Source organism: Streptomyces sp. HUAS 31 (assembly GCF_028198125.1).
GTDB classification, from domain to species: domain Bacteria; phylum Actinomycetota; class Actinomycetes; order Streptomycetales; family Streptomycetaceae; genus Streptomyces; species Streptomyces chartreusis.
Genome location: NZ_CP116353.1, coordinates 5,217,339 through 5,237,531 on the forward strand (window position 1 = coordinate 5,217,339; position 20,193 = coordinate 5,237,531).

Genomic DNA, 20,193 nt, shown 5'->3' on the forward strand with positions numbered 1-20,193 from the left:
GCCCCATGATGAGCCCATGGCGACTCGGTCAAGTGCATTGGTGTGGACGGGAGTCGGGCTCTGCGTGGCAGGGGCCGTGGGGTTGATCGTCGGCGGTGTGCTGGATGTCGACGCCGCGGACCCCTGGGCGAGCGTGGCCGGGGGAGCGGCGGGGCTGATCGGGCTGGCCGTGACGCTGTACGCCCTTCTCGGCCCGGACCGTACACAGGCCGCTGGGGTGACCGCGAGCGGCGCACGCTCGGTCGCCGCCGGCGGCGGCATCGGGTCCGTGGCGACAGGCGACGGGGCCACGGCCGGCCCGCCGCCGACGATGCCCGCCTCGCCGTCCCGGCCGGCGAGCGGTCCCGTCACCGCCTCCGGGGAGCGGTCCGTCGCGGCCGGGGGCGACATCGGTTCCGTGTCGACGGGGGACGGCGCGTGAGCGGTGTGGTGGGCCCCGGCACGCTCACAGGCCCGCCAGGCCCTTCGCTGTCGTGACGACCCCGCCCGTCAGTGCCAGCGCCAACACCACCAGCCGCGCCCGCTGTTCGGGCGTGCGGCCGGCGAGCCAGGCGCCGATCACCCCGCCGACCGTCATCGCCGCGATCACCGTCCCCCACCGCGGGGCGCTCAGTTCCGGTACGCCGTTCGCGGCCAGCGAGAACGCGTTGACGACCGCTCCGTAGAACTGTGCGTTCGGTACGAACTCCCTGACCGTCCAGCCCGCGTTGACCGCGTACAGGGACACCGGCGGGCCGCCCACCCCGGCGGCCGAGTTCATGAAGCCGCCGACCGCGCCGGCCGCGACCGCGCCCTTCGTGCCGCGCAGGGCGGGGACCCGGGCGCCGCGCAGGACCAGCAGCACGGCGAGGGTGACGAGCCCGCCCATCGTCAACAGGAGTACCGGCTCCGGCAGTCGGTGCGTGATCCAGGTGCCCGCCGGGACCGTGCAGGCGGCGGCCGCGCACAGCGGGACCATCGCGCCCGGCCGCACCCGTCGCCAGCCGCCGGCCAGGCCCACCACGCTGATCGCGCCGCACGCGCAGTTGGCGAGGACGACACCCTCGGCGGGGCCGAGCAGCAGCACCAGCGCGGGGACGGCGACCAGTGCGAAGCCCATGCCCGTGAGCCACTGGACGGAGGATCCGAGCAGCACGATGCCCGCCAGCAGCGCGTCGCCCGTCCATCCGCTAGTCACGGCTCGGCATCCTCACCCGCGGCCGGGGTGCAGCGGGCTGCACCCCCTCTCCGGGAGCTCATTACCTCGTCGCTGACCTCGGGAAACGGAATCGTTGAATTGGAGCGGTGTTGTCCCCGGCCTGTACGTCCGCTGTACGGGCCCTAACCGGCCCGCGGCGAGTCTGGAGCCACTTGAACCAGACCTGTACGGGAGATGCGATGACTCGTCGTTCCATCAGCAAGCGCGTGGCCGTTGTCACCGCCACCGCCGTGATCGCCGTCGGCACGGTCGCCGCCGGTGCCGCGGTCGCCGGGCCCGGCTGGAGCGAGAAGAAGCCGAACAAGAAGGAGATAGCCGGCCTGTTCGACCAGTGGAACAGAGCCCTCGCCACCGGTGACCCGGAGCAGGTCGCCGACCTGTACGCGAAGGACGCGGTGCTGCTGCCCACGGTCTCCAACAAGGTCCGCGTCGACCGCGCCGGAATCGTCGACTACTTCGAGCACTTCCTCGCCAACAAGCCGGTCGGCACGAAGATCGAGACCCACGTCAACGTCCTCGACCGCGACTCCGCCATCGACACCGGCGTCTACGAGTTCGCGCTCACCGACCCCGCGACCGGCGAGAAGAGCACCGTCGAGGCCCGCTACACCTACGCCTACGAGAAGCGCGGCGGTGAGTGGTTCATCGTCAACCACCACTCCTCGAAGATGCCCGAAGGCTGATCGCCACCTTCAGCCCGCCCCGGGGAGCGTCCCCGAGCGCCACGGTCCCGCCGTCGTCGGTCACCAACTGCTTGACGACGGCGAGGCCGAGGCCCGAACCGGACCTCCCGGTCAGCCCCCGGCCGCGCCAGAACCGGTCGAAGGCACGGGACTTGTCGGCGTCCGGCATGCCGGGACCCTCGTCGAGGACCGAGAGCACCACCGAATCGCCCTTGGGCTCCACCTGGACGGTGATCGTGCCACCGTCCGGTGACACCTCCAGGGCGTTGGAGAGCACGTTGTCCAGCACCTGCTCCAGATGTCCGGGAGAGGCCAGCACCAGCGGCCGGCCGTCGGTACTCGCGGTCAGCGCGATGGTGACTCCGCGCTCGTCGGCGGCCGGCCGCCACACGTCCAGCCGCTCGCGCACGATGTCGACAAGCGCCAGCGGTTCCGCCGCCGTCACCTTGGCCTCCGCCCGCGCCAGCACCAGCAGCCCGCTCACCAGCCGGCTCATCCGCACGACCTCGGCCGTGGCCTGCTCCACGTCCTCCTTGACGAAGTCGTCGTCGACCCCGTCCGCGATGTTGTCCAGCGACAGCCTGAGTGCCGTGAGAGGGGTACGGAGTTGATGCGAGGCGTCGGCCACGAAGATGCGCTGCGAGGCGACCAGCGTGTCCAGGCGTTCCGCGCCCTGGTTCAGGGTGCGCGCCAGCGTCTGCGTCTCCGGCGGGCCCGTCACGGGGGAGCGGGCGGTCAGATCGCCGTCGCTGAACCTGCTCGCCATGTCGTTGAGCTGGCGCAGCGGCCGGGTGATACGCCGTGCCGCGGCGGCGCCGATCACGGCGGCCACGGCGAGGACGGCCACCGCGAGGACCGCGCGGAAACCCCAGATCGTCCACAGCCGTTCGGTCAGGTCGTCCGTCGAGTACACGATGCGGACCGCGCCGACGACCGGGCCCCGGTTGCGGCCGTCGAGGTCGACCGCGCTGGAGCGGGCGGGCACCGTGACCTTCAGCTCCGGCCCCCAGATGAAGGAGGAGCCCCAGTCGGTCGTGGACCTGCCGTCCTCAAGGGCTCCGGTCAGGGCCGCGTCCCGCTGCGGGCTCGGCAGGCCGGTGTCGCAGCGCCCGGTCGTCTCTACCTGGCCGGGGGTCTGGCCCGCGTACGCCCGGGCCATCTCGTCCAGGGCCGCGCACGAGGGGGTGTTGCCGTTGCCGAGGAGCAGGGCCATGGTGTCGGCCTCGCGCCGCACGGAGTCCGCGGTGTCGCCCCGTAGCTGGTCCGTGAGCGTGAAGGCCACCGGCACCGTGAACAGGGCGATCGCCACGGCCACCAGCAGGACGTAGCTGCGGATGAGTTGGCGGATCATGACGGGCCGCTGCCGTCGCCCCGGTCGGCGCCCACGACCTCCAGCCGGAAGCCGACCCCGCGCACCGCCTCGATCGTCACGGCCCCGGCGAGTTTGCGCCGCAGCGCCGCCACATGCACGTCGAGCGTCTTGGTCGGGCCGAACCAGTTCGCGTCCCAGACCGCCTCCATGATCTGCTCGCGCGACATCAGCGCCCCCGGCTCCTCGGTGAGGAAGGCCAGCAGGTCGTACTCCTTGGGCGCGAGCGCGACCTCCTCGCCGTCCAGCCGGACGCGGGCCGCCTTGCGGTCGACGGTGAGACGGTCGCCGTAGCGGTCCGGGCCGGTCCCGGCGGCCGTACGAGGCCGGCTGCGGCGCATGACGGCCCGTATTCGGGCTATGACCTCGCGGACGCCGAACGGCTTGGAGACGTAGTCGTCCGCGCCGAGTTCCAGCCCGACCACCCGGTCCGTCTCGTCGCTGCGCGCGCTGATCACGATGATCGGCACGTCACCGCGCTCGCGCAGCGCCCTGCAGACGTCGAGCCCGTCGGTGTCGGGCAGCCCGAGGTCGAGGAGCACGACGTCGTAGGGATCGCTGTGGCTCAGCGCCGCGCCGCCCGTCGTCACCCAGGCCACCTCGAAGCCGTAGCGCAGCAGTCCTCGCCGGAGCGACTCGGCGACCGGTTCGTCGTCTTCCACCAGAAGTACGCGCACACGCCGAACCCTAGTGGTTGAAACTTAAAGACGACCGGCCGTCGAGCCAGTGAGCAGGGGTTTCCCCGGTTTCGTCAGGTTTTCCCGACAAACGGGGCTACCACATGACCGGCAGCCGCTCCGGGATCCGCTTCATGAAGCCGGTGCGCCACACCAGTTGCTCGATCGGCACCGCGAGCCGCAGCCCGGGCATCCGCTCCAGCAGCGTCCGCAGCGCGATCTCGGCGTGCCCCCGGCCGAGGGCGGTGGCAGGGCAGTAGTGGCGGCCGCCGCCGAAGGAGAGATGCGCGGTGGCGTTCTCCCGGGCGAGGTCGACCCGGTGAGGGTCGGGGAAGGCCGCCGGGTCGAAGTTCGCGCCCTCGACGAGGACCAGCACCAGCTCGCCCGCCTTCACGTCCACGTCGCCCAGCCGCACGTCCTCGGTCGCCAGCCGCGGCAGACCGTCGCCGATGGACAGATTGATCCGCAGCAGCTCGTCCACGGCCGCGGGGATCTTCCCGGGGTCCGCGACCAGCTCGGCCTGGAGGGCGGGGTGCTGGATCAGCGACACCAGCGCCATGGTCAGGAAGCCCGAGGTGGAGATGACCCCGGCGCCGAACATCGTCACCCCCACCGTCGCGAGCATCTCGTCGGTGAGATGGCCGTACTCGGGATCGGCGCGCAGGGCGGCGAGCTCACCCATCAGGCCCGTCGTCGCCGGGTCGTCGAGGCGCTCCGTCATGAAGGCGATGTCCCGGTCCCAGTTCAGCCGGGCGCCCGCGACCGGGCAGGCCGAGTTCATGAACGCGATGTCCAGGCTCCGCATCAGCCGGGGCGCGTCCGAGGCCGGGATGCCGAGGATGCGGCAGTGCATGCCCGCCGAGTACGGATCGGCGAAGCCTGCCCGCAGGTCGGCCGGAGCACCCTCGCGCATCAGCCCGTCGACGAGTTCACCGGCACAGGACCGCATCCACTCCACCAGGCCGGGGCTTTTGGGGTTCAGCGCCTTCAGTACGGCCTTGCGCAGCCCTGCGCCGGTGATGTTCCCCATGTTGTTGACGACCTCGGGCGGGATCGTCAGCGCGTACTGCCGGGGCACGCCCGGCGCGGAGGTGTCCTTCAGGCTGAAGCGGGGATCGTCGAGGACCTGCTTGCACAGGGCGTACGACGACACCAGCCACGCCTCGTCGCCGGCGATGGTGCGCACGCGGCGCACCGGCCGGTCGGCGCGCAACTCCTCCACCTCGGGCGGGAGCTGGTCGCCCCGCCAGGAGAACGGGAAGTCGAGGGGGGTCTCAGTGAGCATCTGCGGTCTCCTCGGCGGGCGTGACGATGGCGTGCCCCTGGTTGCGGGAGGCGCGCAGTCCGGCGCCGCGGGAGTAGAGCAGCTCGGCCATCGGCAGAAGCTGGTGATAGCAGTTGAGGGAGGAGGGGACGCCGAGGATGGCGGGGGTGTCCAGGAAGAGCGGCGCCTCGGCGCAGACGTAGGAGAGGCAGACCTCGCGCTGGGCGGCGGTCGCCCCCTCGGCCCGGCCGGTCAGAAAGGAGTCGACGAGTTTCTCGCAGGTCGTGCGGAACTCGTCGTCGGTGGCGAGGCGGGCCCGGAGCCGGTCGTGGATCTCGCGGTAGGCCGCGTTGCCGTGGAAGTCGGACATGGCGTGGGCGTGCAGGCGGCCCCCGCCCGGGTCCGCCGCCCGGACGGCGCCCAGCACCTTGGCGCGCACCCCGCGCAGGTTCTTCACCGCCTTGCGGCGGGCGTCGTCGGGCGGATAGCCGGACGCCGCGTACATCTCGGCCACGTACAGGTCCGTGTAGACGAAGTCCACCCGCTCGAACAGGGCGAGGCCCCAGCGGGCCAGGTCATGGACCCGGTCGGCGGAGAAGTAGCTGTTGCCCGGGGAGACACCGATGACGGCGTGGTCGCCGGCGTCGCGGATGACCTCGCAGTGCGGGGTGAAGGGCCTGATCTCGAAGAGGGAGCCGGCCGTGGAATCCGTATCGGCCTCGGCTGATGTGACGTGCTGGATCTCGGAAGCGGTCGCAGTCGTCAAAGGAGGAGGATCCTTCGCGTCGCAAGTCCCGATGGAGCCTTGTGCCCCTGGTGTGGCGACGACGACGCGAAGTTAGCGGGCGACTACGGAGAGCGTCAATGGCCATTTGGCGGCCCACGCCACCCGCGAGTGACCTGCCCCACTTTCCGGAGTGCGGGGCTCCCCACCGGGCAGACACGACCCCGAGCGGCCGAATCTCACCATCTGGGAACCCCAAGGTCGAATTCGGACGCTCGGTAAACTGAGCCGACACACACGGACTGAGCGAGGAGCGCACGTGGGCCTTGTCGTGCAGAAGTACGGAGGCTCCTCCGTAGCCGATGCCGAGGGCATCAAGCGCGTCGCCAAGCGGATCGTGGAAGCCAAGAAGAACGGCCACCAGGTGGTCGCCGTGGTTTCCGCGATGGGCGACACGACGGACGAGCTGATCGATCTCGCCGAGCAGGTATCCCCGATCCCTGCCGGGCGCGAGCTCGACATGCTGCTGACCGCGGGAGAGCGGATCTCCATGGCCCTGCTGGCCATGGCGATCAAAAACCTGGGCCACTCCGCCCAGTCGTTCACCGGCAGCCAGGCAGGTGTCATCACCGACTCGGTCCACAACAAAGCCCGGATCATCGACGTGACACCGGGCCGGATCCGTGACTCGCTGAACGAGGGCAACATCGCCATCGTCGCCGGGTTCCAGGGCGTGAGCCAGGACTCCAAGGACATCACCACGCTGGGGCGCGGCGGGTCCGACACCACCGCCGTGGCGCTGGCCGCCGCCCTCGACGCCGAGGTCTGCGAGATCTACACCGACGTCGACGGCGTGTTCACCGCCGACCCGCGCGTGGTCAAGAAGGCGAAGAAGATCGACTGGATCGCCTTCGAGGACATGCTGGAGCTGGCCGCGTCCGGCTCGAAGGTGCTGCTCCACCGGTGTGTGGAGTACGCCCGTCGTTACAACATCCCGATCCACGTGCGGTCCAGCTTCAGCGGGCTTCAGGGCACGTGGGTCAGCAGCGAGCCGATCGAGCAAGGGGACAAGCAGGTGGAGCAGGCCATCATCTCCGGTGTCGCGCACGACACCTCCGAGGCCAAGGTCACGGTCGTCGGTGTGCCGGACAAGCCGGGCGAGGCCGCCGCGATCTTCCGCGCGATCTCCGACGCCGAGATCAACATCGACATGATCGTGCAGAACGTGTCCGCAGCCTCCACCGGTCTGACGGACATCTCCTTCACGCTGCCGAAGTCCGAGGGCCGCAAGGCCATCGACGCCCTGGAGAAGAACAAGGCCGGCATCGGCTTCGACTCCCTGCGCTACGACGACCAGATCGGCAAGATCTCCCTGGTCGGCGCCGGCATGAAGACCAACCCCGGTGTCACGGCGGACTTCTTCAAGGCGCTGTCCGACGCGGGCGTGAACATCGAGCTGATCTCCACCTCCGAGATCCGCATCTCGGTCGTCACCCGCGCCGACGACGTCAACGAGGCGGTACGCGCCGTGCACTCCGCCTTCGGCCTGGACTCCGACAGCGACGAGGCTGTCGTGTACGGGGGCACCGGGCGATGAGCAGGCCTTGCCGTCACCTTCCCGTCGTCCGCCCGGAGGGCGGGCCCCGCGGCGTCTGGTGCGTGCGATCGCAAGGCGCCGGAGTGCCCGCGTGGCGGAGCCACGTGGGCGGTTCGGCAACGCGGCGAGCGTGCGTGCCAGACGCCGCGGGGCAGGCGGGAAGGTGACGGCAAGGCCTGGACCGACGCTCGCGGTCGTGGGTGCGACCGGAGCCGTCGGCTCGGTCATGCTCCAGATCCTGTCCCAGCGCGCGGACGTCTGGGGTGAGATCCGTCTGATCGCCTCGCCGCGCTCGGCCGGCCGAAAGCTGGCCGTGCGCGGCGAGGAGGTCGAGGTGGTGGCGCTCACCGAGGAGGCCTTCGCCGGGGTCGACGTCGCGATGTTCGACGTCCCCGACGAGGTGGCCGCCCGCTGGGCGCCGATCGCCGCCGCCGCGGGCGCGGTGGTGGTCGACAACTCGGGCGCCTTCCGGATGGACCCGGAGGTGCCCCTCGTCGTGCCCGAGGTCAACTCGCACGTGGTGCGCAGGCGCCCGCGCGGGATCGTGGCCAACCCCAACTGCACGACCCTCTCGATGATCGTGGCGCTGGGCGCGCTGCACGCCGAGTTCGGCCTGCGCTCCCTTGTGGTGTCCTCCTACCAGGCGGTGAGCGGGGCCGGCCGGGCCGGCGTCGACACCCTGCGCCAGCAGCTGTCCCTGGTCGCCGGTACGGACCTGGGGACCAGCCCCGGTGATGTACGGCGGGCCATCGGCGAGAACACCGGCCCGTTCCCGGAGCCGGTCGCGCTGAACGTCGTGCCGTGGGCCGGGTCGCTGCGCGAGGACGGCTGGTCCTCGGAGGAGATGAAGGTGCGGGACGAGTCCCGCAAGATCCTCGGCCTGCCGAAGCTGCCGGTCGCGGTGACCTGTGTGCGGGTGCCGGTGCTGACCGGGCACTCGCTGACCGTGCACGCCCGCTTCGAGGGCGAGGTCACCGTCGCCAAGGCCCGCGAGATCCTGGCCACCACCCCGGGGGTCGTGCTGTACGACGACCCGGGCGCCGGTGAGTTCCCGACGCCCGCCGATGTCGTGGGCACGGATCCGACCTGGGTCGGCCGGGTGCGGCGCTCGCTGGACGATCCCACGGCGCTCGAACTCTTCGTCTGCGGGGACAACCTGCGCAAGGGCGCGGCCCTCAACACCGCCCAGATCGCGGAGCTGGTGGCGGCGGAGTTTTCGTGAGACTGCCGGTGCCGCAGGAAATCCCCTGGGCTGCGACGGATTCGTTTGTAGGATCTGTGTGAAGAATGTGAGCTGAACGATGGTCCGGACCACTTGAACCGGACCGGGTCGGCATCCGAAGATTTTTCTCCCCGCCTTCTGCAACCGCTTGCAGGGCGGGGAGCGTCTTTGCGGTCGCCCTTATGGGCGTGGAGACGCGTTTTTTCTGGCGTGGGGACGCCATGAGCTGGGCGTGGGGACGCCCGTTCATGTGGGACATAAGGGAAGAGCGGGTAGGCATGTGGGCGTTTGACGCACAGTCGGTTGTGCTGCCTCGGGTGAGAGGAGCTGCGGACGTCGGCGCAAAAGTGACGTCCGGCACGTACAACCCTCTCGGGGGTACGCGTGTCCAACAGGCGTGGCAGAGGTACTCGACTTCAGTGCGGCGACCCGCGGTACGGCCCTACGGCCGCCCCGCCGGCCCGTCAGATCACGCATGCCCGGTGCGCCCGGCGGCATGCCGGTGATCGCGCCCATGCCCGCAGCGCGGCCCACCCGCATCCCGAGTCAGCGTGACGGTGCCGATCACGCCGAGAACACCGCGGCGGCCGGCACCACCGTCGATCACCTCACCGAGACCTACCGGGCGCACTACCGCTCCCTGCTGGGTCTCGCGGCCCTTCTCCTCGACGACACCGCCTCCTGCGAGGACGTCGTCCAGGAGGCGTTCATCCGGGTCCACTCCGCGCGCAAGCGGGTGCGGGATCCGGAAAAGACACTGGCGTATCTGCGCCAGACCGTCGTGAATCTGTCCCGCTCCGCCCTGCGCCGCCGCATACTCGGCCTGAAGCTGCTGTCCAAGCCGATGCCCGACATGGCGAGCGCGGAGGAGGGGGCCTACGACCAGCTCGAACGGGACTCCCTCATCAAGGCGATGAAGGGCCTTCAGCGCCGCCAGCGCGAGGTGCTCGTCCTGCGCTACTTCGCGGACATGACCGAGGCGCAGGTCGCCGAGACGCTCGGCATCTCGCTGGGCTCGGTGAAGGCGTACGGCTCGCGCGGCATCGCGGCGCTGCGGGTCGCCATGGAGGCGCCGGCATGAGCGGGGACCAGGACGAGCGGCGGGAGCCGGCGGAACTGCCGGACAAGCAACAGCCGAAGCAATCGCACGCTGGGAACGGAACTGTGAACCACGGCCCCGACGACCAGGGCCCCTCCGGGCTCGACTCGGACGAGCTGGTACTGCGCCGCTTGCTGCACGACGCGGTCCAGGAGATGGAGCCGCGCGACGGCACCCTGGACCATCTGCGCCGGGCGGTGCCCGCACGCCGGGCGCGCAAGCGTCAGGCGCTCGTCGGCATGGCCGCCGCGGCCCTCTTCGTCGGCACCGCCGTCCCGGCGCTGGTGCATGTGTCCAACGCCACCGACGCCAACGTCAACTCGTCGAACGCCGGTCACGGTGAGCAGGCGCAGGGCGGCGTCGGCCAGGGCAAGGAGACGGAGGGCGGCCAGAGCACCTCGGGCGGCTCCTCCGGCAAGGCCCAGGACCAGGGCAAGGACGGCGACAAGGACGAGGACAAGGGCTCCGGCACGGGCCCGGGCAGCGGCTCCGGCAGCCCCGACGGCCCCCAGGCCACCACCGCGGCCGGCGTCGCGGCGTGCACGGTCAACCAGCTCGGCACGTCCGGCGGGGCCTCCGACGCCCCCGACACGGCCGGCGCGGTCTACGGCACCTTCCGCTTCAGCAACATCTCCGCGGCCGACTGCACGGTGAGCAGCCCCGGCACCGTGAGCGCGCTCGCGGGCGGCGCGGCCGACCAGGCGAAGATCACCCCGATCCGGCACACCGCCGGGGACGCGGCGGCCGGACTGCCCGACCCGTCCCAGGAGCTGACCTCGCTCATCCTCAAGCCGGGCGAGTCCTACGCGGTGAAGTTCGCCTGGATACCCTCGGAGACCTGTCCCACCACCGGTGACAACACCGGCGGCAGCACGGGCGGCGGGGAGCCCTCGCCCGACCCGACGCCGACCGACACCACCAGCGGCAGCACCGATGGCACCTCCACCGGCGGCGACACGGGGACCTCCACCCAGCTGCTGACCGAGGACACCACCCTCGACGGCAGCGTCACGATCGCCAACACGACGGAGGCGGGAGGCGCGACGGCCACGGTGGTCGTGTCCAACGCCTGCGCGGGGACGGTCTACTGGACGGGCGTGCTGGCGGGGGCGTGACCGCTCCGTCGCCGCCGCCTCGCGACCTCTTCGATCACACGCCGGACGGGCTGGAGACGCGTTCCTCGTCCGGCGTCAGCCCGAGCTCCGCGTCCCGTACGGACTCCACCTCGCGGCGCAGCAGCCGGAACCACATGAAGACCACGAAGCCGGCGAAGACGAACCACTCGCCGGTGTAGCCGAGGTTCTGGAACGCCTTCAGGTCCAGGCCCGTGTCGGCGGTGGCGGCCGCCGGGACCGCCTTCATGCCCGCATCGGCCTTGGCGAGGGTGATCCAGGCGTCGTAGACGTCGTACGACACCAGGTTCACCAGCGACGCCGCGCTGATCGCGCCCGTCTGGCCGGACGGCAGGCCGCCCTGCGCGGGCACGCCGTTCTCCCCGGGCTGCTCGGAGGCCTGGAGCGCGCCGGTGACCTCGACCTCGCCCTTGGGCGCGGCGGGGGCGTCGGCGCGGTCGGCGTCGCCCGGCAGCCAGCCCCGCACGACCGGCAGGGCCTTGCCGGTGTCGGTGCGCAGCAGCGTCAGGACGTAGTAGCCGGGCTTGCCGTCCAGCTCGCGGCCCGGCACGAGCAGCTGCTCGGCGTACCGGCCCTCGGCGGTGGCCTGCCGGCCCGCCGTCGCCTTGTCCACCGGCAGCAGGTCGGCGAGCGGCCGGGCGGCCTCCCGCTTGTTCTCCGCGGCCTGCTCACCGGCGTTGCGGTGGTCGTCGACGCGTGCCTCGAACCGGCTCAGCTGCCACGACCCCATGAACACGCAGAAGGGGATGGCGAGCAGCACGAAGACGTTGATCCCCCACCAACGGGGCGTCAGCAGAAACCGGTACACGCGATTAAAGGTACGGGGCTGCCCGGAAGGTCCCGCTCGCGGGGGTCAGTACCGCCAGGCGTCGGCGCCGGTGCCGGCGTCCGTGCCCGTGGGGACGGTGGGGTGCGAGGGCGGGAAGTTATCCACAGGCTGGGGACCTCGCCAGCGGATTGTCCGCCGGGCCAGGCACTATGGGGCCATGACTGAGAGCCACGGGTCGGATTCGCCCGATCACCAGATGCAGGACAAGGCCATGCCGGACTGGGAGAAGCGCTTCCGGGCGCCTCGGGTGTCGCTGCCCGACTGGGCGGAGGACGCACCGGACCGCTCCTTGTTCGTGTCGAACGCCACGGGGACGTACGAGCTGTACGCCTGGGACCGGGCGACGGGCGAGCAGCGCCAGGTCACCGACCGGCCGAACGGCACGACGGACGGCGTGCTCTGCCCGGACGGCACCTGGATCTGGTGGTTCGACGACAAGGACGGCGACGAGTTCGGTGTCTGGCGCCGGCAGCGTTTCGACGGCGGCGAGGACGAGCTCGCGGCGCCGGGCCTCGACCCGTCGTACCCGGCGGGCCTCGCCCTGGGCCGGGACGGGCGGACGGCGATCGTGGGCCGCTCCACCGACGAGGACGGCACCACGATCCATCTGGCCCGCGCCGGGGAGTCCCCGGTAGAGATCTACCGCCACCGCGAGTCCGCGGGCGTCGGCGACCTCTCGCACGACGGCACGCTGATCGCCGTCGAGCACACCGAGCACGGCGACGCGATGCACTCGGCCCTGCGCGTCCTGCGCCCCGACGGCACGGCGGTCGCCGAACTCGACGACACCAAGGGCGGCACCGAGGAGCTCGGCCTGGAGGTCCTCGGCTTCGCCCCGGTGGACGGCGACACGCGGCTGCTCATCGGGCATCAGCGGCGGGGCCGCTGGGAGCCGCTGGTGTGGGACGTGGCGACGGGGGAGGAGACCGACCTCGCGCTCGAGCTGCCGGGCGACGTGAGCGCCGAGTGGTATCCCGACGGCACCGGTCTGCTGATCGTGCACAGCTTCGAGGCGCGCAGCGAGCTGTTCCGGTACGACCTGGCCCGCCGCGCGGCGGAGCGGATCCCGACCCCGGCGGGCTCGGTGTCCGGTGCGACGGCCCGGCCGGACGGCAGCGTGGAGTACCTGTGGTCGTCGGCCGCGGAGCCCTCGGCGGTGCGCTCGACGACGGGGCGGGTCGTGCTGGACCCGCCCGGCATGAAGTCCCCCGGCTCGGTCCCGGTCGAGGACGTGTGGGTGGAGGGCCCGGGCGGCCGTATCCACGCCCTCGTCCAGCGCCCGGCGGGCGTCGAGGGGCCGCTGCCCACCGTGTTCGACATCCACGGCGGCCCGACCTGGCACGACAGCGACTCCTTCGCGGCCGGCCCGGCGGCCTGGGTGGACCACGGCTACGCGGTGGTCCGCGTCAACTACCGCGGCTCGACGGGCTACGGCCGTGCCTGGACCGACGCGCTCAAGCACCGGGTCGGCCTGATCGAGCTGGAGGACATCGCGGCGGTCCGTGAATGGGCGGTCACCTCCGGCCTGGCCGACCCCTCCCGCCTGATCCTGACCGGCGGTTCCTGGGGCGGCTACCTCACCCTTCTCGGCCTCGGCACCCAGCCGGACGCGTGGACGGTGGGCATCGCGGCGGTCCCGGTCGCCGACTACGTCACCGCGTACCACGACGAGATGGAGGCCCTGAAGGCGATGGACCGCACCCTCCTGGGCGGCACCCCGGAGGAGGTACCCGAGCGCTACGACGCGTCGTCCCCGCTCACCTACGTCGACGCGGTCACGGCCCCCGTCTACATCTCGGCCGGTGTGAACGACCCGCGCTGCCCGATCCGCCAGATCGACAACTACGTCAAGCGCCTGGAGGCCCGCGGCGCGACGCACGAGGTGTACCGCTACGACGCGGGCCACGGCTCACTCGTGGTGGACGAACGGATCAAGCAGGTCGGCCTGGAACTGGACTTCGCGAACCGTCACTTGAACGGCGAGTAGGGCGCGCGGTTCCAGCCCGTCCGGCGTTTGAGGACAAGGCCCGTCAAGGGCCGGTGCGGGGGTTCGGGGGCGGCAGCCCCCGGAGACCGGCCGGGGTCGAAGGGGCAGCGCCCCCGGGGATGGGACGGGTAGGGGCGGCGGGGCGAGATGACCCCGCCTAAGCCCCCGCCCGCTCCCGGGACCGTCTGCCCAGCAGGTCCGCGAGTCCCTGCCGGGTGGCGGCCAGTACGACGCGGTCCTCCCTCTGGAGGACGTAGTTGTCGGGCAGGTCCCACACCCACCCCGTCGGGCCACCCGCCCGGGTGTCGTCGTAGGCCTCCTCCGTCGCGGGCTCCTCGCGTGCCGCGCCGTCCCGGCGTTCCTCGGCGGGCGTGCGGTCCAGGGCCAGTACACGCCAGGCGCCGGGGCGGAAGGCCTGTCCGACGGTGCGGTCCTCCAGCTGGGGATGCCCGCCCACGTCCACCGCGGCGAACAGCAGCACCCGCCGCTCCACCGGGATGGCGCCCAGGATCTGCCGCCCCATCATCGCCCCGGCGAACGCGGGCGCGGCGAGATGGGTCACGCTGCGGCTGCGGGTGGAGGCGTAGGGGTGGGCGGCACGCAGGGTGCGGTAGACGGCGGTGGCGAAGTCGTCGTCGTAGAGGCGCAGCACCACGCGCAGGTCGGGGCGCACGGAGCGGGCGTACAGCGCGGCTTCGAGGTTCGTGGTGTCCGCGCTGGTCACCGCGAGGAGGGCGTGCGAGCGGTGGATCTTCGCGGCCTCCAGGACGCCTTCCTGGGTGACGTCCCCGAGCACCACCGGCACCCGCAGCCGGCGCGCCGTGGCGAGGCCGCGTGCGTCGGGGTCGGCCTCGACGCACACCACGGGGATGTTCAGTTCGCGCAGCCGGGTCAGCACCCGGGTGCCGATCTTGCCCAGGCCGAGGAGGACCACATGTCCGCCCAGCCCGCGGGGCGGCTTGCGCAGGGCGGAGGCGGAGCGGAAGGTGCCGAGGGCCTCCAGCACCGCCGCCAGCAGCACGGGGAGGAGCAGCAGGCCCATCAGCCCCGACAACAGCTGGAGGATCTGGCGGGCCAGGGGCTGGTGGAGGGCGGGTTCGTTGATGGCGAAGAGGTCGAGGAGGGTCATGTACGTGGCGTACAGCGGGTGTTCGCCGGTCACCACCGTCAGTGCCACGGCCAGCGCCGCCACACAGCCCACCACACCGGCCAGCGACCACCGCAGCCGCCGCGAGAACAGCGAGCCGAACCCCGGCACGATGCCTCGCCCGCCACGGTTCGCCGGCATCGACGTACCCGCGTACGACACCTGCTCCAGGACGACCCTGCCCCGGTTCCCGGCGTCCCGCACGGTCGTGTCGTCCGGCAGCAGCAGCGGCGCCTGCTCGGCGTTCTCCGAACCGTCGCCCGCGCCCGGTTCATGGCCGTTCACGGACAGCAGGGCCAGTGTGACCAGCCCGGACGGGGGCGTCTGCCCCGCGCGCAGGGGCGGGCGCTCGACCGCGCGCAGCAACAGGCCGTCGGTCTGTACGACCTTGGTGGTGCCGGCGACCGCGGCGGCGGCCAGCGCGGGGGCGGCTGTGTCGGCGTCGGACAGGACGGTGGTGGAGGCGTCGAGACCGGCGTCGTCCGCGCCCGTCGCCAACGTGGCCGCCTGGTCCAGGAGTTCCTCGATGTGCTGGCCCAAGCGGCGGTTGTACAGCCGCAGGACGAGCCGGAGCCGGGGGTTGAGGCGTCTGGCGGTGAGGGCGGCACGGATGTTGGTCTCGTCGTCGTCATAGACGAGGGCGAGCGCGCCGGCCCGTTCCACGCCCGCGTCGGCGAGCGCGGCCTCCGTCGCCTCGGCGGTCTCCACCACCCGTATGCTGCCCGCCGGTTCGGTGGCGGCTGCCGCGCCGCCCGCTCGGCCCACGGCCGCGTTCACCACCCGGTCCAGCAGCGCCGCCGACGCCGCGCGGGCCCGGCCGACGACCGGTGGCCGCACCGTGCGTTCGGAGGGTGGCACGACGAGCGTGACCTGCTCGCCGTACACCCCGCGCAACTCGGCGGCCAGCCGGTGCGCGAGCCCGTCGTCGCCGCACACGACCATGTGCGCGACCGTGTCACTCCCTAAGCCCTGATTCGGAACGCTCCCCACAAGGGAAAAGAGTGCCTCATGGTGACGGGTGGTTCCAGGAGCGGCCCTGCCGATGTTGAACGCCCGTGCCCCCGCGACCGTATGGGAGGGGAGGGAAACCGACGCCTGGACCGGCGCCGTTCCGCACCACCGGAGGTACCTCGCCCGTGGCGATCACCAAGCCCGCCCCAGAGCGGACCGACGACGACGGGCAACCGGCGAAGCCCAGCGAACGGGCGAAGCCGCAGGACGCGGCGAAGCCCGGCGCATCCGTGAAGCCGGGGGAAGAGGGCCGGCATCTCAACTCGCCGCTCCTGCTGACCATCCTCATGCTCGCCCTGGTCCTGTTCCAGGGCCCGATCCGCGGTGCTCTCGCCGCGCCGGTCATGCAGAGCTGGACCACCGTGTTCGTCGCGGTGATGGTGCAGGCGCTGCCCTTCCTGGTGCTCGGCGTGCTGCTCTCGGCGGCCATCGCGGTGTTCGTGCCGCCGTCCTTCTTCGCCCGCGCCCTGCCGTCCCGCCCCGCCCTCGCCGTCCCGGTCGCGGGCGCGGCGGGCGCGGTGCTGCCGGGCTGCGAGTGCGCGTCGGTGCCGGTGGCCGGGGCGCTGGTGAGGCGCGGTGTCACCCCGGCGGCGGCGCTGACGTTCCTGCTGTCCGCCCCGGCGATCAACCCGATCGTGCTGACGGCGACGGCCGTGGCCTTCCCCGGCAACCCGGAGATGGTCCTCGCCCGCCTGGTCGCGAGCCTGCTGGTGGCCTGCGCGATGGGCTGGCTGTGGCTGCGTCTGGGCCGCACCGACTGGCTGAAGCCGCCGTCGCGCCCGTCCCACGACGGTCAGAGCAGGGGCGAGGCCTTCTGGGGCTCGGTCCGGCACGACGTGATGCACGCGGGCGGGTTCCTGGTGGTCGGCGCGATGGCCGCGGCGACCCTCAAGGCGGTGGCCCCGGAGAGCTGGCTGCGCGCGGCGGCCGACAACCCCGTACTGGCGGTGCTGGCACTCGCGGTCCTCGCGGTGGTGCTGTCGATCTGCTCGGAGGCGGACGCGTTCGTGGCGGCGTCGCTGTCGCAGTTCTCGCTCACGGCCCGCCTCGCCTTCCTCGTCGTGGGCCCGATGATCGACCTCAAGCTCTTCGCGATGCAGGCGGGCACCTTCGGCCGCTCCTTCGCCCTGCGTTTCGCCCCGGCCACGTTCGCGCTGGCCGTGGTGGTGTCGGTGCTGACCGGATGGGTGATGCTGTGAACCGCCAGGCCCAGGCCGCAGTTCTGTTCCTGCTGGGCGCGTCCCTGCTGCACGCCGCCACGACCGACCTCTACCTGCGGTACGTCAAACAGGGCCTGCGCCCGCTGGTGCTGGTGTCCGGCGCGGTGCTGATCGCGGCGGCGCTGGCGACGGCCTGGTACGAGCGCAGGCGGGCACGAAGCCGCAAGCAGGCCCAGGCCCGACACCCGGACGCCGAGCACCCCGACGCCGACCACGCCCACCCCGAACCCCGTATCTCCTGGCTCCTGGTCCTCCCCCTCCTCGCCCTCATCCTGGTCGCCCCGCCCGCCCTCGGCTCCTACAGCGCGACCCGCACCGGCACGGCCCTCCAGGAACCCCTCGCCTACCCCGACCTGTCGGCGGCCGACCCCCTGCCCCTCGACGTCGTCGACTACGCGGGCCGCGCCGTCTACGACCACGGCCGCACCCTGCGCGACCGCCGGATCCAGCTCACCGGCTTCCTCGCCCTGGACCGCGACGGCACCCCCTACCTCGTCCGCATGGCCCTCAACTGCTGTGCCGCCGACGCCCAGCCGGTCAAGGTCGCCCTGACCGGCCAGGTCCCGCCGGTCCTCCAGCCGGACACCTGGCTCCGCGTCACCGGCACCTACACCCCGCGCCGCACGAAGGACCCGGTCAACGGCGGCCCGATCCCGTTCATCGAGGTCACGGAGGCAAAGCCGGTGGCAGAGCCGACGGACCCGTACGACGAGAGCTGGAACGGCTGACGAGCCCTCACTCCCGACGGCTCCCCGAAGCGCTTCCCGCACGGCCTCCCCGAAGCGCCTCCCTCACGACTCCCCACAGTGCCTCCCCACGGCTCCCGCAGGCGCTCTCTCTTGCCGCCCCCCGACCCGCCCCCTACCCTGAATCTGATGGGTCGTCAGATTCGGGAGGCATGGCGTGGCCAGTACCGAGAGCGGCACGAAGGACCTGCCCAGGGTCATCAGCGTGGACGATCATGTGATCGAGCCCGCGCATCTCTTCGAGACCTGGCTCCCGGCCAAGTACCGGGACCGGGGACCGAAACCCCTCACCGCCGGGATCGGTGAACTCGAGTACATCGGCGGGAAGTACCGGTTCACCACGGACCCGGACGGCCAGCTCACCGACTGGTGGGAGTACGAGGGCGACCTCTTCCCGTACAAGCGCATCATCGCGGCCGTCGGCTTCTCCCGGGACGAGATGACGCTCGACGGGATCACGCGCGAGCAGATGCGGCGCGGCTGCTGGGACCCGAAGGCCCGGCTGGCGGACATGGACATCAACCATGTCGAGGCCTCGCTCTGCTTCCCGACCTTCCCGCGCTTCTGCGGCCAGACCTTCGCGGAGGCCAAGGACAAGGAGGTCGGCCTGGCCTGCGTACGCGCCTACAACGACTGGATGGTCGAGGAGTGGTGCGGCGACAGCGGCGGCCGGCTGATCCCGCTGTGCCTGATCCCGCTGTGGGACATCGACCTCGCGGTCGCGGAGATCCACCGGAACGCGGCTCGCGGGGTGCGTGCGGTGACGTTCAGCGAGATCCCCACCTATCTGGGACTTCCGTCCATCCACTCCGGCTACTGGGACCCGTTCTTCGCGGCCTGCGAGGAGACCGGCACGGTCGTCAACATGCACATCGGGTCCTCCTCGCAGATGCCGGCCGCGTCCCCCGACGCCCCGCCCGCCGTGCAGGCCTCGCTGAGCTTCAACAACGCGATGGCGTCGATGATGGACTTCCTCTTCTCCGGAGTCCTGGTGAAGCACCCCCGGCTGAAACTGGCCTACAGCGAGGGCCAGATGGGCTGGATCCCGTATGCCCTGGAGCGCGCGGACGACGTCTGGGAGGAGCACCGGGCGTGGGGCGGCGTGAAGGACCTGATCCCCGAGCCGCCGTCGACGTACTACTACCGCCAGATCTTCTGCTGCTTCTTCCGGGACAGGCACGGCATCGAGGCGATCGAGACCGTCGGCGTCGACAACGCCACCTTCGAGACCGACTATCCGCACGTCGACTCGACCTGGCCGGAGACGAAGCGGGTGGCGCAGGAGCACGTCGGCGGGCTCTCCGACGAGGTCGCCTACAAGCTGCTGCGCGGCAACGCGATCCGGATGCTCGAACTCCCCTTTGATCAGCAGAAGTAGGAGGGCCGTCACCGGCCGGCGGGCGGGTGGCGCCAGCCGAACGAGCTCAGCGCTCGGGCCCTGGCTGCCACCACCGCCATCCGTGCGGCCCGTTCGGCGGGGTCGATGTGCGCGGCCTGCCCCGTGACCTGGCCGTCCCATTTGCGGTAGAGCAGGCCCGTGCGTGCCGAGAACCAGCCCCGGCTCACGGAGTTCAGCGCCAGCAGCAGGCCGGTGTCCTCCGAGGCGGGCAGGGCCATCCAGCCGCCGAGCGCGAGCAGCAGGTCCCGGCGCACGCACAGGGTCGCCGGATGCACCTGGGCACGGAAGTCGTTGGCCTGCCAGAAGTCGACCACCGCGCCCGGCTCGATCGGCCCGTCGTCGGGGTCGCCGGGGAAACCGGCGGTGCTGCCGTCGGGCAGGAGGTCCAGGGCCCGGGAGGTCGTCCAGCCGACGGTGCGGTCGGCCTCCAGTACGGCGAGGTCCCGGGCCAGCGTCCCCGGGGTGAGCCGGTCGTCGGCGTCGAGGATCTTCACGTACTCGCCCTCGGTGTGCGCCAGCGCGAGGGTGCGGGCCACCCCCGGGCCGCCGGGGCGTCCCTGACGGAAGGTCACCCGGGGATCGTCGGGGACGTGGGGGCGGACGTAGTTAGTGTGGCCGTCCTCCTGTATCACCCAGTGCCACTCCCAGCCGGGCGGCAACTCCTGCGCGCACAGCGACTCGTGGGCCTCGGGCAGAAACCTCGCCGAAGGGGTGTGGACAGCGGTGACGACGATGACGCGCCGGGACACGGCGGCGTTCACCACCCTTCCCTCGTGACTCATCACGTCGAACGGCATCGGACATGAGAAGACCCGATCGCTGGCGACGGGGGATGCACCAGCGATCGGGCTGGGGCCAACAGTAACAAGGCTGCCTGCCTCACGGGAG

At 71.8% G+C, this 20,193-nt stretch carries 18 protein-coding genes; 10 read left to right on the plus strand and 8 right to left on the minus strand.

Annotation, left to right across the window (positions count from 1 at the left end; translation table 11 throughout):
* The first annotated feature begins 64 nt into the window (after positions 1 to 64).
* On the plus strand, positions 65 to 421 hold the full coding sequence (locus PGH47_RS23285) for a hypothetical protein (protein ID WP_271665061.1): 357 nt from the start codon (positions 65 to 67) through the stop codon (positions 419 to 421).
* A 24-nt stretch (positions 422 to 445) separates the two neighbouring features.
* Here PGH47_RS23285 and PGH47_RS23290 read toward each other — a convergent pair whose 3' ends face one another.
* Complete coding sequence (locus PGH47_RS23290) at positions 446 to 1,177, minus strand: sulfite exporter TauE/SafE family protein (RefSeq protein ID WP_271665062.1); 732 nt, start codon at positions 1,175 to 1,177, stop codon at positions 446 to 448.
* 200 nt (positions 1,178 to 1,377) lie between these two features.
* Here PGH47_RS23290 and PGH47_RS23295 point away from each other — a divergent pair, with 200 nt between their 5' ends.
* Positions 1,378 to 1,881: an SgcJ/EcaC family oxidoreductase gene (locus PGH47_RS23295; protein WP_271665063.1), complete on the plus strand. Its 504-nt coding sequence runs from the start codon at positions 1,378 to 1,380 to the stop codon at positions 1,879 to 1,881.
* Here PGH47_RS23295 and PGH47_RS23300 read toward each other — a convergent pair.
* The 4 genes from PGH47_RS23300 to PGH47_RS23315 all read right to left on the minus strand — a co-directional run bounded on the left by PGH47_RS23300 (position 1,847) and on the right by PGH47_RS23315 (position 5,957).
* Positions 1,847 to 3,232, minus strand: a complete 1,386-nt coding sequence (locus tag PGH47_RS23300; protein ID WP_271665064.1) for a HAMP domain-containing sensor histidine kinase — start codon at positions 3,230 to 3,232, stop codon at positions 1,847 to 1,849. The two genes, PGH47_RS23295 and PGH47_RS23300, sit on opposite strands and share 35 nt — an antisense overlap.
* Positions 3,229 to 3,927: a response regulator transcription factor gene (locus PGH47_RS23305; protein ID WP_271665065.1), complete on the minus strand. Its 699-nt coding sequence runs from the start codon at positions 3,925 to 3,927 to the stop codon at positions 3,229 to 3,231. The genes PGH47_RS23300 and PGH47_RS23305 overlap by 4 nt, the downstream gene beginning before the upstream one ends.
* A 97-nt stretch (positions 3,928 to 4,024) precedes the next feature.
* Entirely contained in the window at positions 4,025 to 5,212 is a 1,188-nt protein-coding gene (locus PGH47_RS23310; RefSeq protein ID WP_271665066.1) for a cytochrome P450, read from the minus strand.
* The gene (locus PGH47_RS23315) at positions 5,202 to 5,957 is read right to left on the minus strand and encodes a tRNA-dependent cyclodipeptide synthase (RefSeq protein WP_271665067.1); all 756 of its coding nucleotides are present in this window, start codon (positions 5,955 to 5,957) and stop codon (positions 5,202 to 5,204) included. Before PGH47_RS23315 ends, PGH47_RS23310 begins: the two co-directional genes overlap by 11 nt.
* A 277-nt stretch (positions 5,958 to 6,234) precedes the next feature.
* Here PGH47_RS23315 and PGH47_RS23320 point away from each other — a divergent pair, with 277 nt between their 5' ends.
* The 4 genes from PGH47_RS23320 to PGH47_RS23335 all read left to right on the plus strand — a co-directional run bounded on the left by PGH47_RS23320 (position 6,235) and on the right by PGH47_RS23335 (position 10,948).
* Positions 6,235 to 7,512: an aspartate kinase gene (locus tag PGH47_RS23320; protein ID WP_030946921.1), complete on the plus strand. Its 1,278-nt coding sequence runs from the start codon at positions 6,235 to 6,237 to the stop codon at positions 7,510 to 7,512.
* Between the two features lie 163 nt (positions 7,513 to 7,675).
* Positions 7,676 to 8,734: an aspartate-semialdehyde dehydrogenase gene (locus tag PGH47_RS23325; protein WP_107904680.1), complete on the plus strand. Its 1,059-nt coding sequence runs from the start codon at positions 7,676 to 7,678 to the stop codon at positions 8,732 to 8,734.
* 397 nt (positions 8,735 to 9,131) lie between these two features.
* Positions 9,132 to 9,815, plus strand: a complete 684-nt coding sequence (locus PGH47_RS23330; protein WP_167537730.1) for a SigE family RNA polymerase sigma factor — start codon at positions 9,132 to 9,134, stop codon at positions 9,813 to 9,815.
* Positions 9,812 to 10,948, plus strand: a complete 1,137-nt coding sequence (locus tag PGH47_RS23335) for a hypothetical protein (protein WP_271665068.1) — start codon at positions 9,812 to 9,814, stop codon at positions 10,946 to 10,948. The genes PGH47_RS23330 and PGH47_RS23335 overlap by 4 nt, the downstream gene beginning before the upstream one ends.
* Positions 10,949 to 10,982: 34 nt before the next feature.
* Here the strand turns inward: PGH47_RS23335 and PGH47_RS23340 are convergent, their stop codons facing one another.
* On the minus strand, positions 10,983 to 11,774 hold the full coding sequence (locus PGH47_RS23340; RefSeq protein ID WP_271665069.1) for an SURF1 family protein: 792 nt from the start codon (positions 11,772 to 11,774) through the stop codon (positions 10,983 to 10,985).
* A 178-nt stretch (positions 11,775 to 11,952) separates the two neighbouring features.
* Here PGH47_RS23340 and PGH47_RS23345 point away from each other — a divergent pair, with 178 nt between their 5' ends.
* Complete coding sequence (locus tag PGH47_RS23345; protein ID WP_271665070.1) at positions 11,953 to 13,782, plus strand: S9 family peptidase; 1,830 nt, start codon at positions 11,953 to 11,955, stop codon at positions 13,780 to 13,782.
* 157 nt (positions 13,783 to 13,939) lie between these two features.
* Here the strand turns inward: PGH47_RS23345 and PGH47_RS23350 are convergent, their stop codons facing one another.
* The gene (locus PGH47_RS23350) at positions 13,940 to 15,871 is read right to left on the minus strand and encodes an NAD-binding protein (RefSeq protein WP_271665071.1); all 1,932 of its coding nucleotides are present in this window, start codon (positions 15,869 to 15,871) and stop codon (positions 13,940 to 13,942) included.
* A 194-nt stretch (positions 15,872 to 16,065) separates the two neighbouring features.
* On the opposite strand from PGH47_RS23350, the gene PGH47_RS23355 reads away from it, so the two are divergent.
* From PGH47_RS23355 to PGH47_RS23365, 3 genes are all read left to right on the plus strand, one after another.
* Entirely contained in the window at positions 16,066 to 17,139 is a 1,074-nt protein-coding gene (locus PGH47_RS23355) for a permease (RefSeq protein WP_271665072.1), read from the plus strand.
* On the plus strand, positions 17,136 to 17,888 hold the full coding sequence (locus PGH47_RS23360; protein WP_271665073.1) for a TIGR03943 family putative permease subunit: 753 nt from the start codon (positions 17,136 to 17,138) through the stop codon (positions 17,886 to 17,888). The genes PGH47_RS23355 and PGH47_RS23360 overlap by 4 nt, the downstream gene beginning before the upstream one ends.
* A gap of 175 nt (positions 17,889 to 18,063) precedes the next feature.
* Positions 18,064 to 19,284: an amidohydrolase family protein gene (locus tag PGH47_RS23365; RefSeq protein WP_271665074.1), complete on the plus strand. Its 1,221-nt coding sequence runs from the start codon at positions 18,064 to 18,066 to the stop codon at positions 19,282 to 19,284.
* An 8-nt stretch (positions 19,285 to 19,292) separates the two neighbouring features.
* Here the strand turns inward: PGH47_RS23365 and PGH47_RS23370 are convergent, their stop codons facing one another.
* Positions 19,293 to 20,066 (minus strand): glycosyltransferase family 2 protein, encoded by a 774-nt coding sequence (locus PGH47_RS23370; RefSeq protein ID WP_271665075.1) that lies wholly within the window; start codon positions 20,064 to 20,066, stop codon positions 19,293 to 19,295.
* Positions 20,067 to 20,193: the final 127 nt, after the last annotated feature.

Excerpts from the sequence above, each read along its gene's own strand:
- PGH47_RS23295 (WP_271665063.1), top strand. The coding sequence starts at position 1,378 with ATGACTCGTCGTTCCATCAGCAAGCGCGTGGCCGTTGTCACCGCCACC.
- PGH47_RS23300 (WP_271665064.1), bottom strand. The coding sequence starts at position 3,232 with ATGATCCGCCAACTCATCCGCAGCTACGTCCTGCTGGTGGCCGTGGCG.
- PGH47_RS23310 (WP_271665066.1), bottom strand. The coding sequence starts at position 5,212 with ATGCTCACTGAGACCCCCCTCGACTTCCCGTTCTCCTGGCGGGGCGAC.
- PGH47_RS23335 (WP_271665068.1), top strand. The coding sequence starts at position 9,812 with ATGAGCGGGGACCAGGACGAGCGGCGGGAGCCGGCGGAACTGCCGGAC.
- PGH47_RS23345 (WP_271665070.1), top strand. The coding sequence starts at position 11,953 with ATGACTGAGAGCCACGGGTCGGATTCGCCCGATCACCAGATGCAGGAC.
- PGH47_RS23350 (WP_271665071.1), bottom strand. The coding sequence starts at position 15,871 with ATGGTCGTGTGCGGCGACGACGGGCTCGCGCACCGGCTGGCCGCCGAG.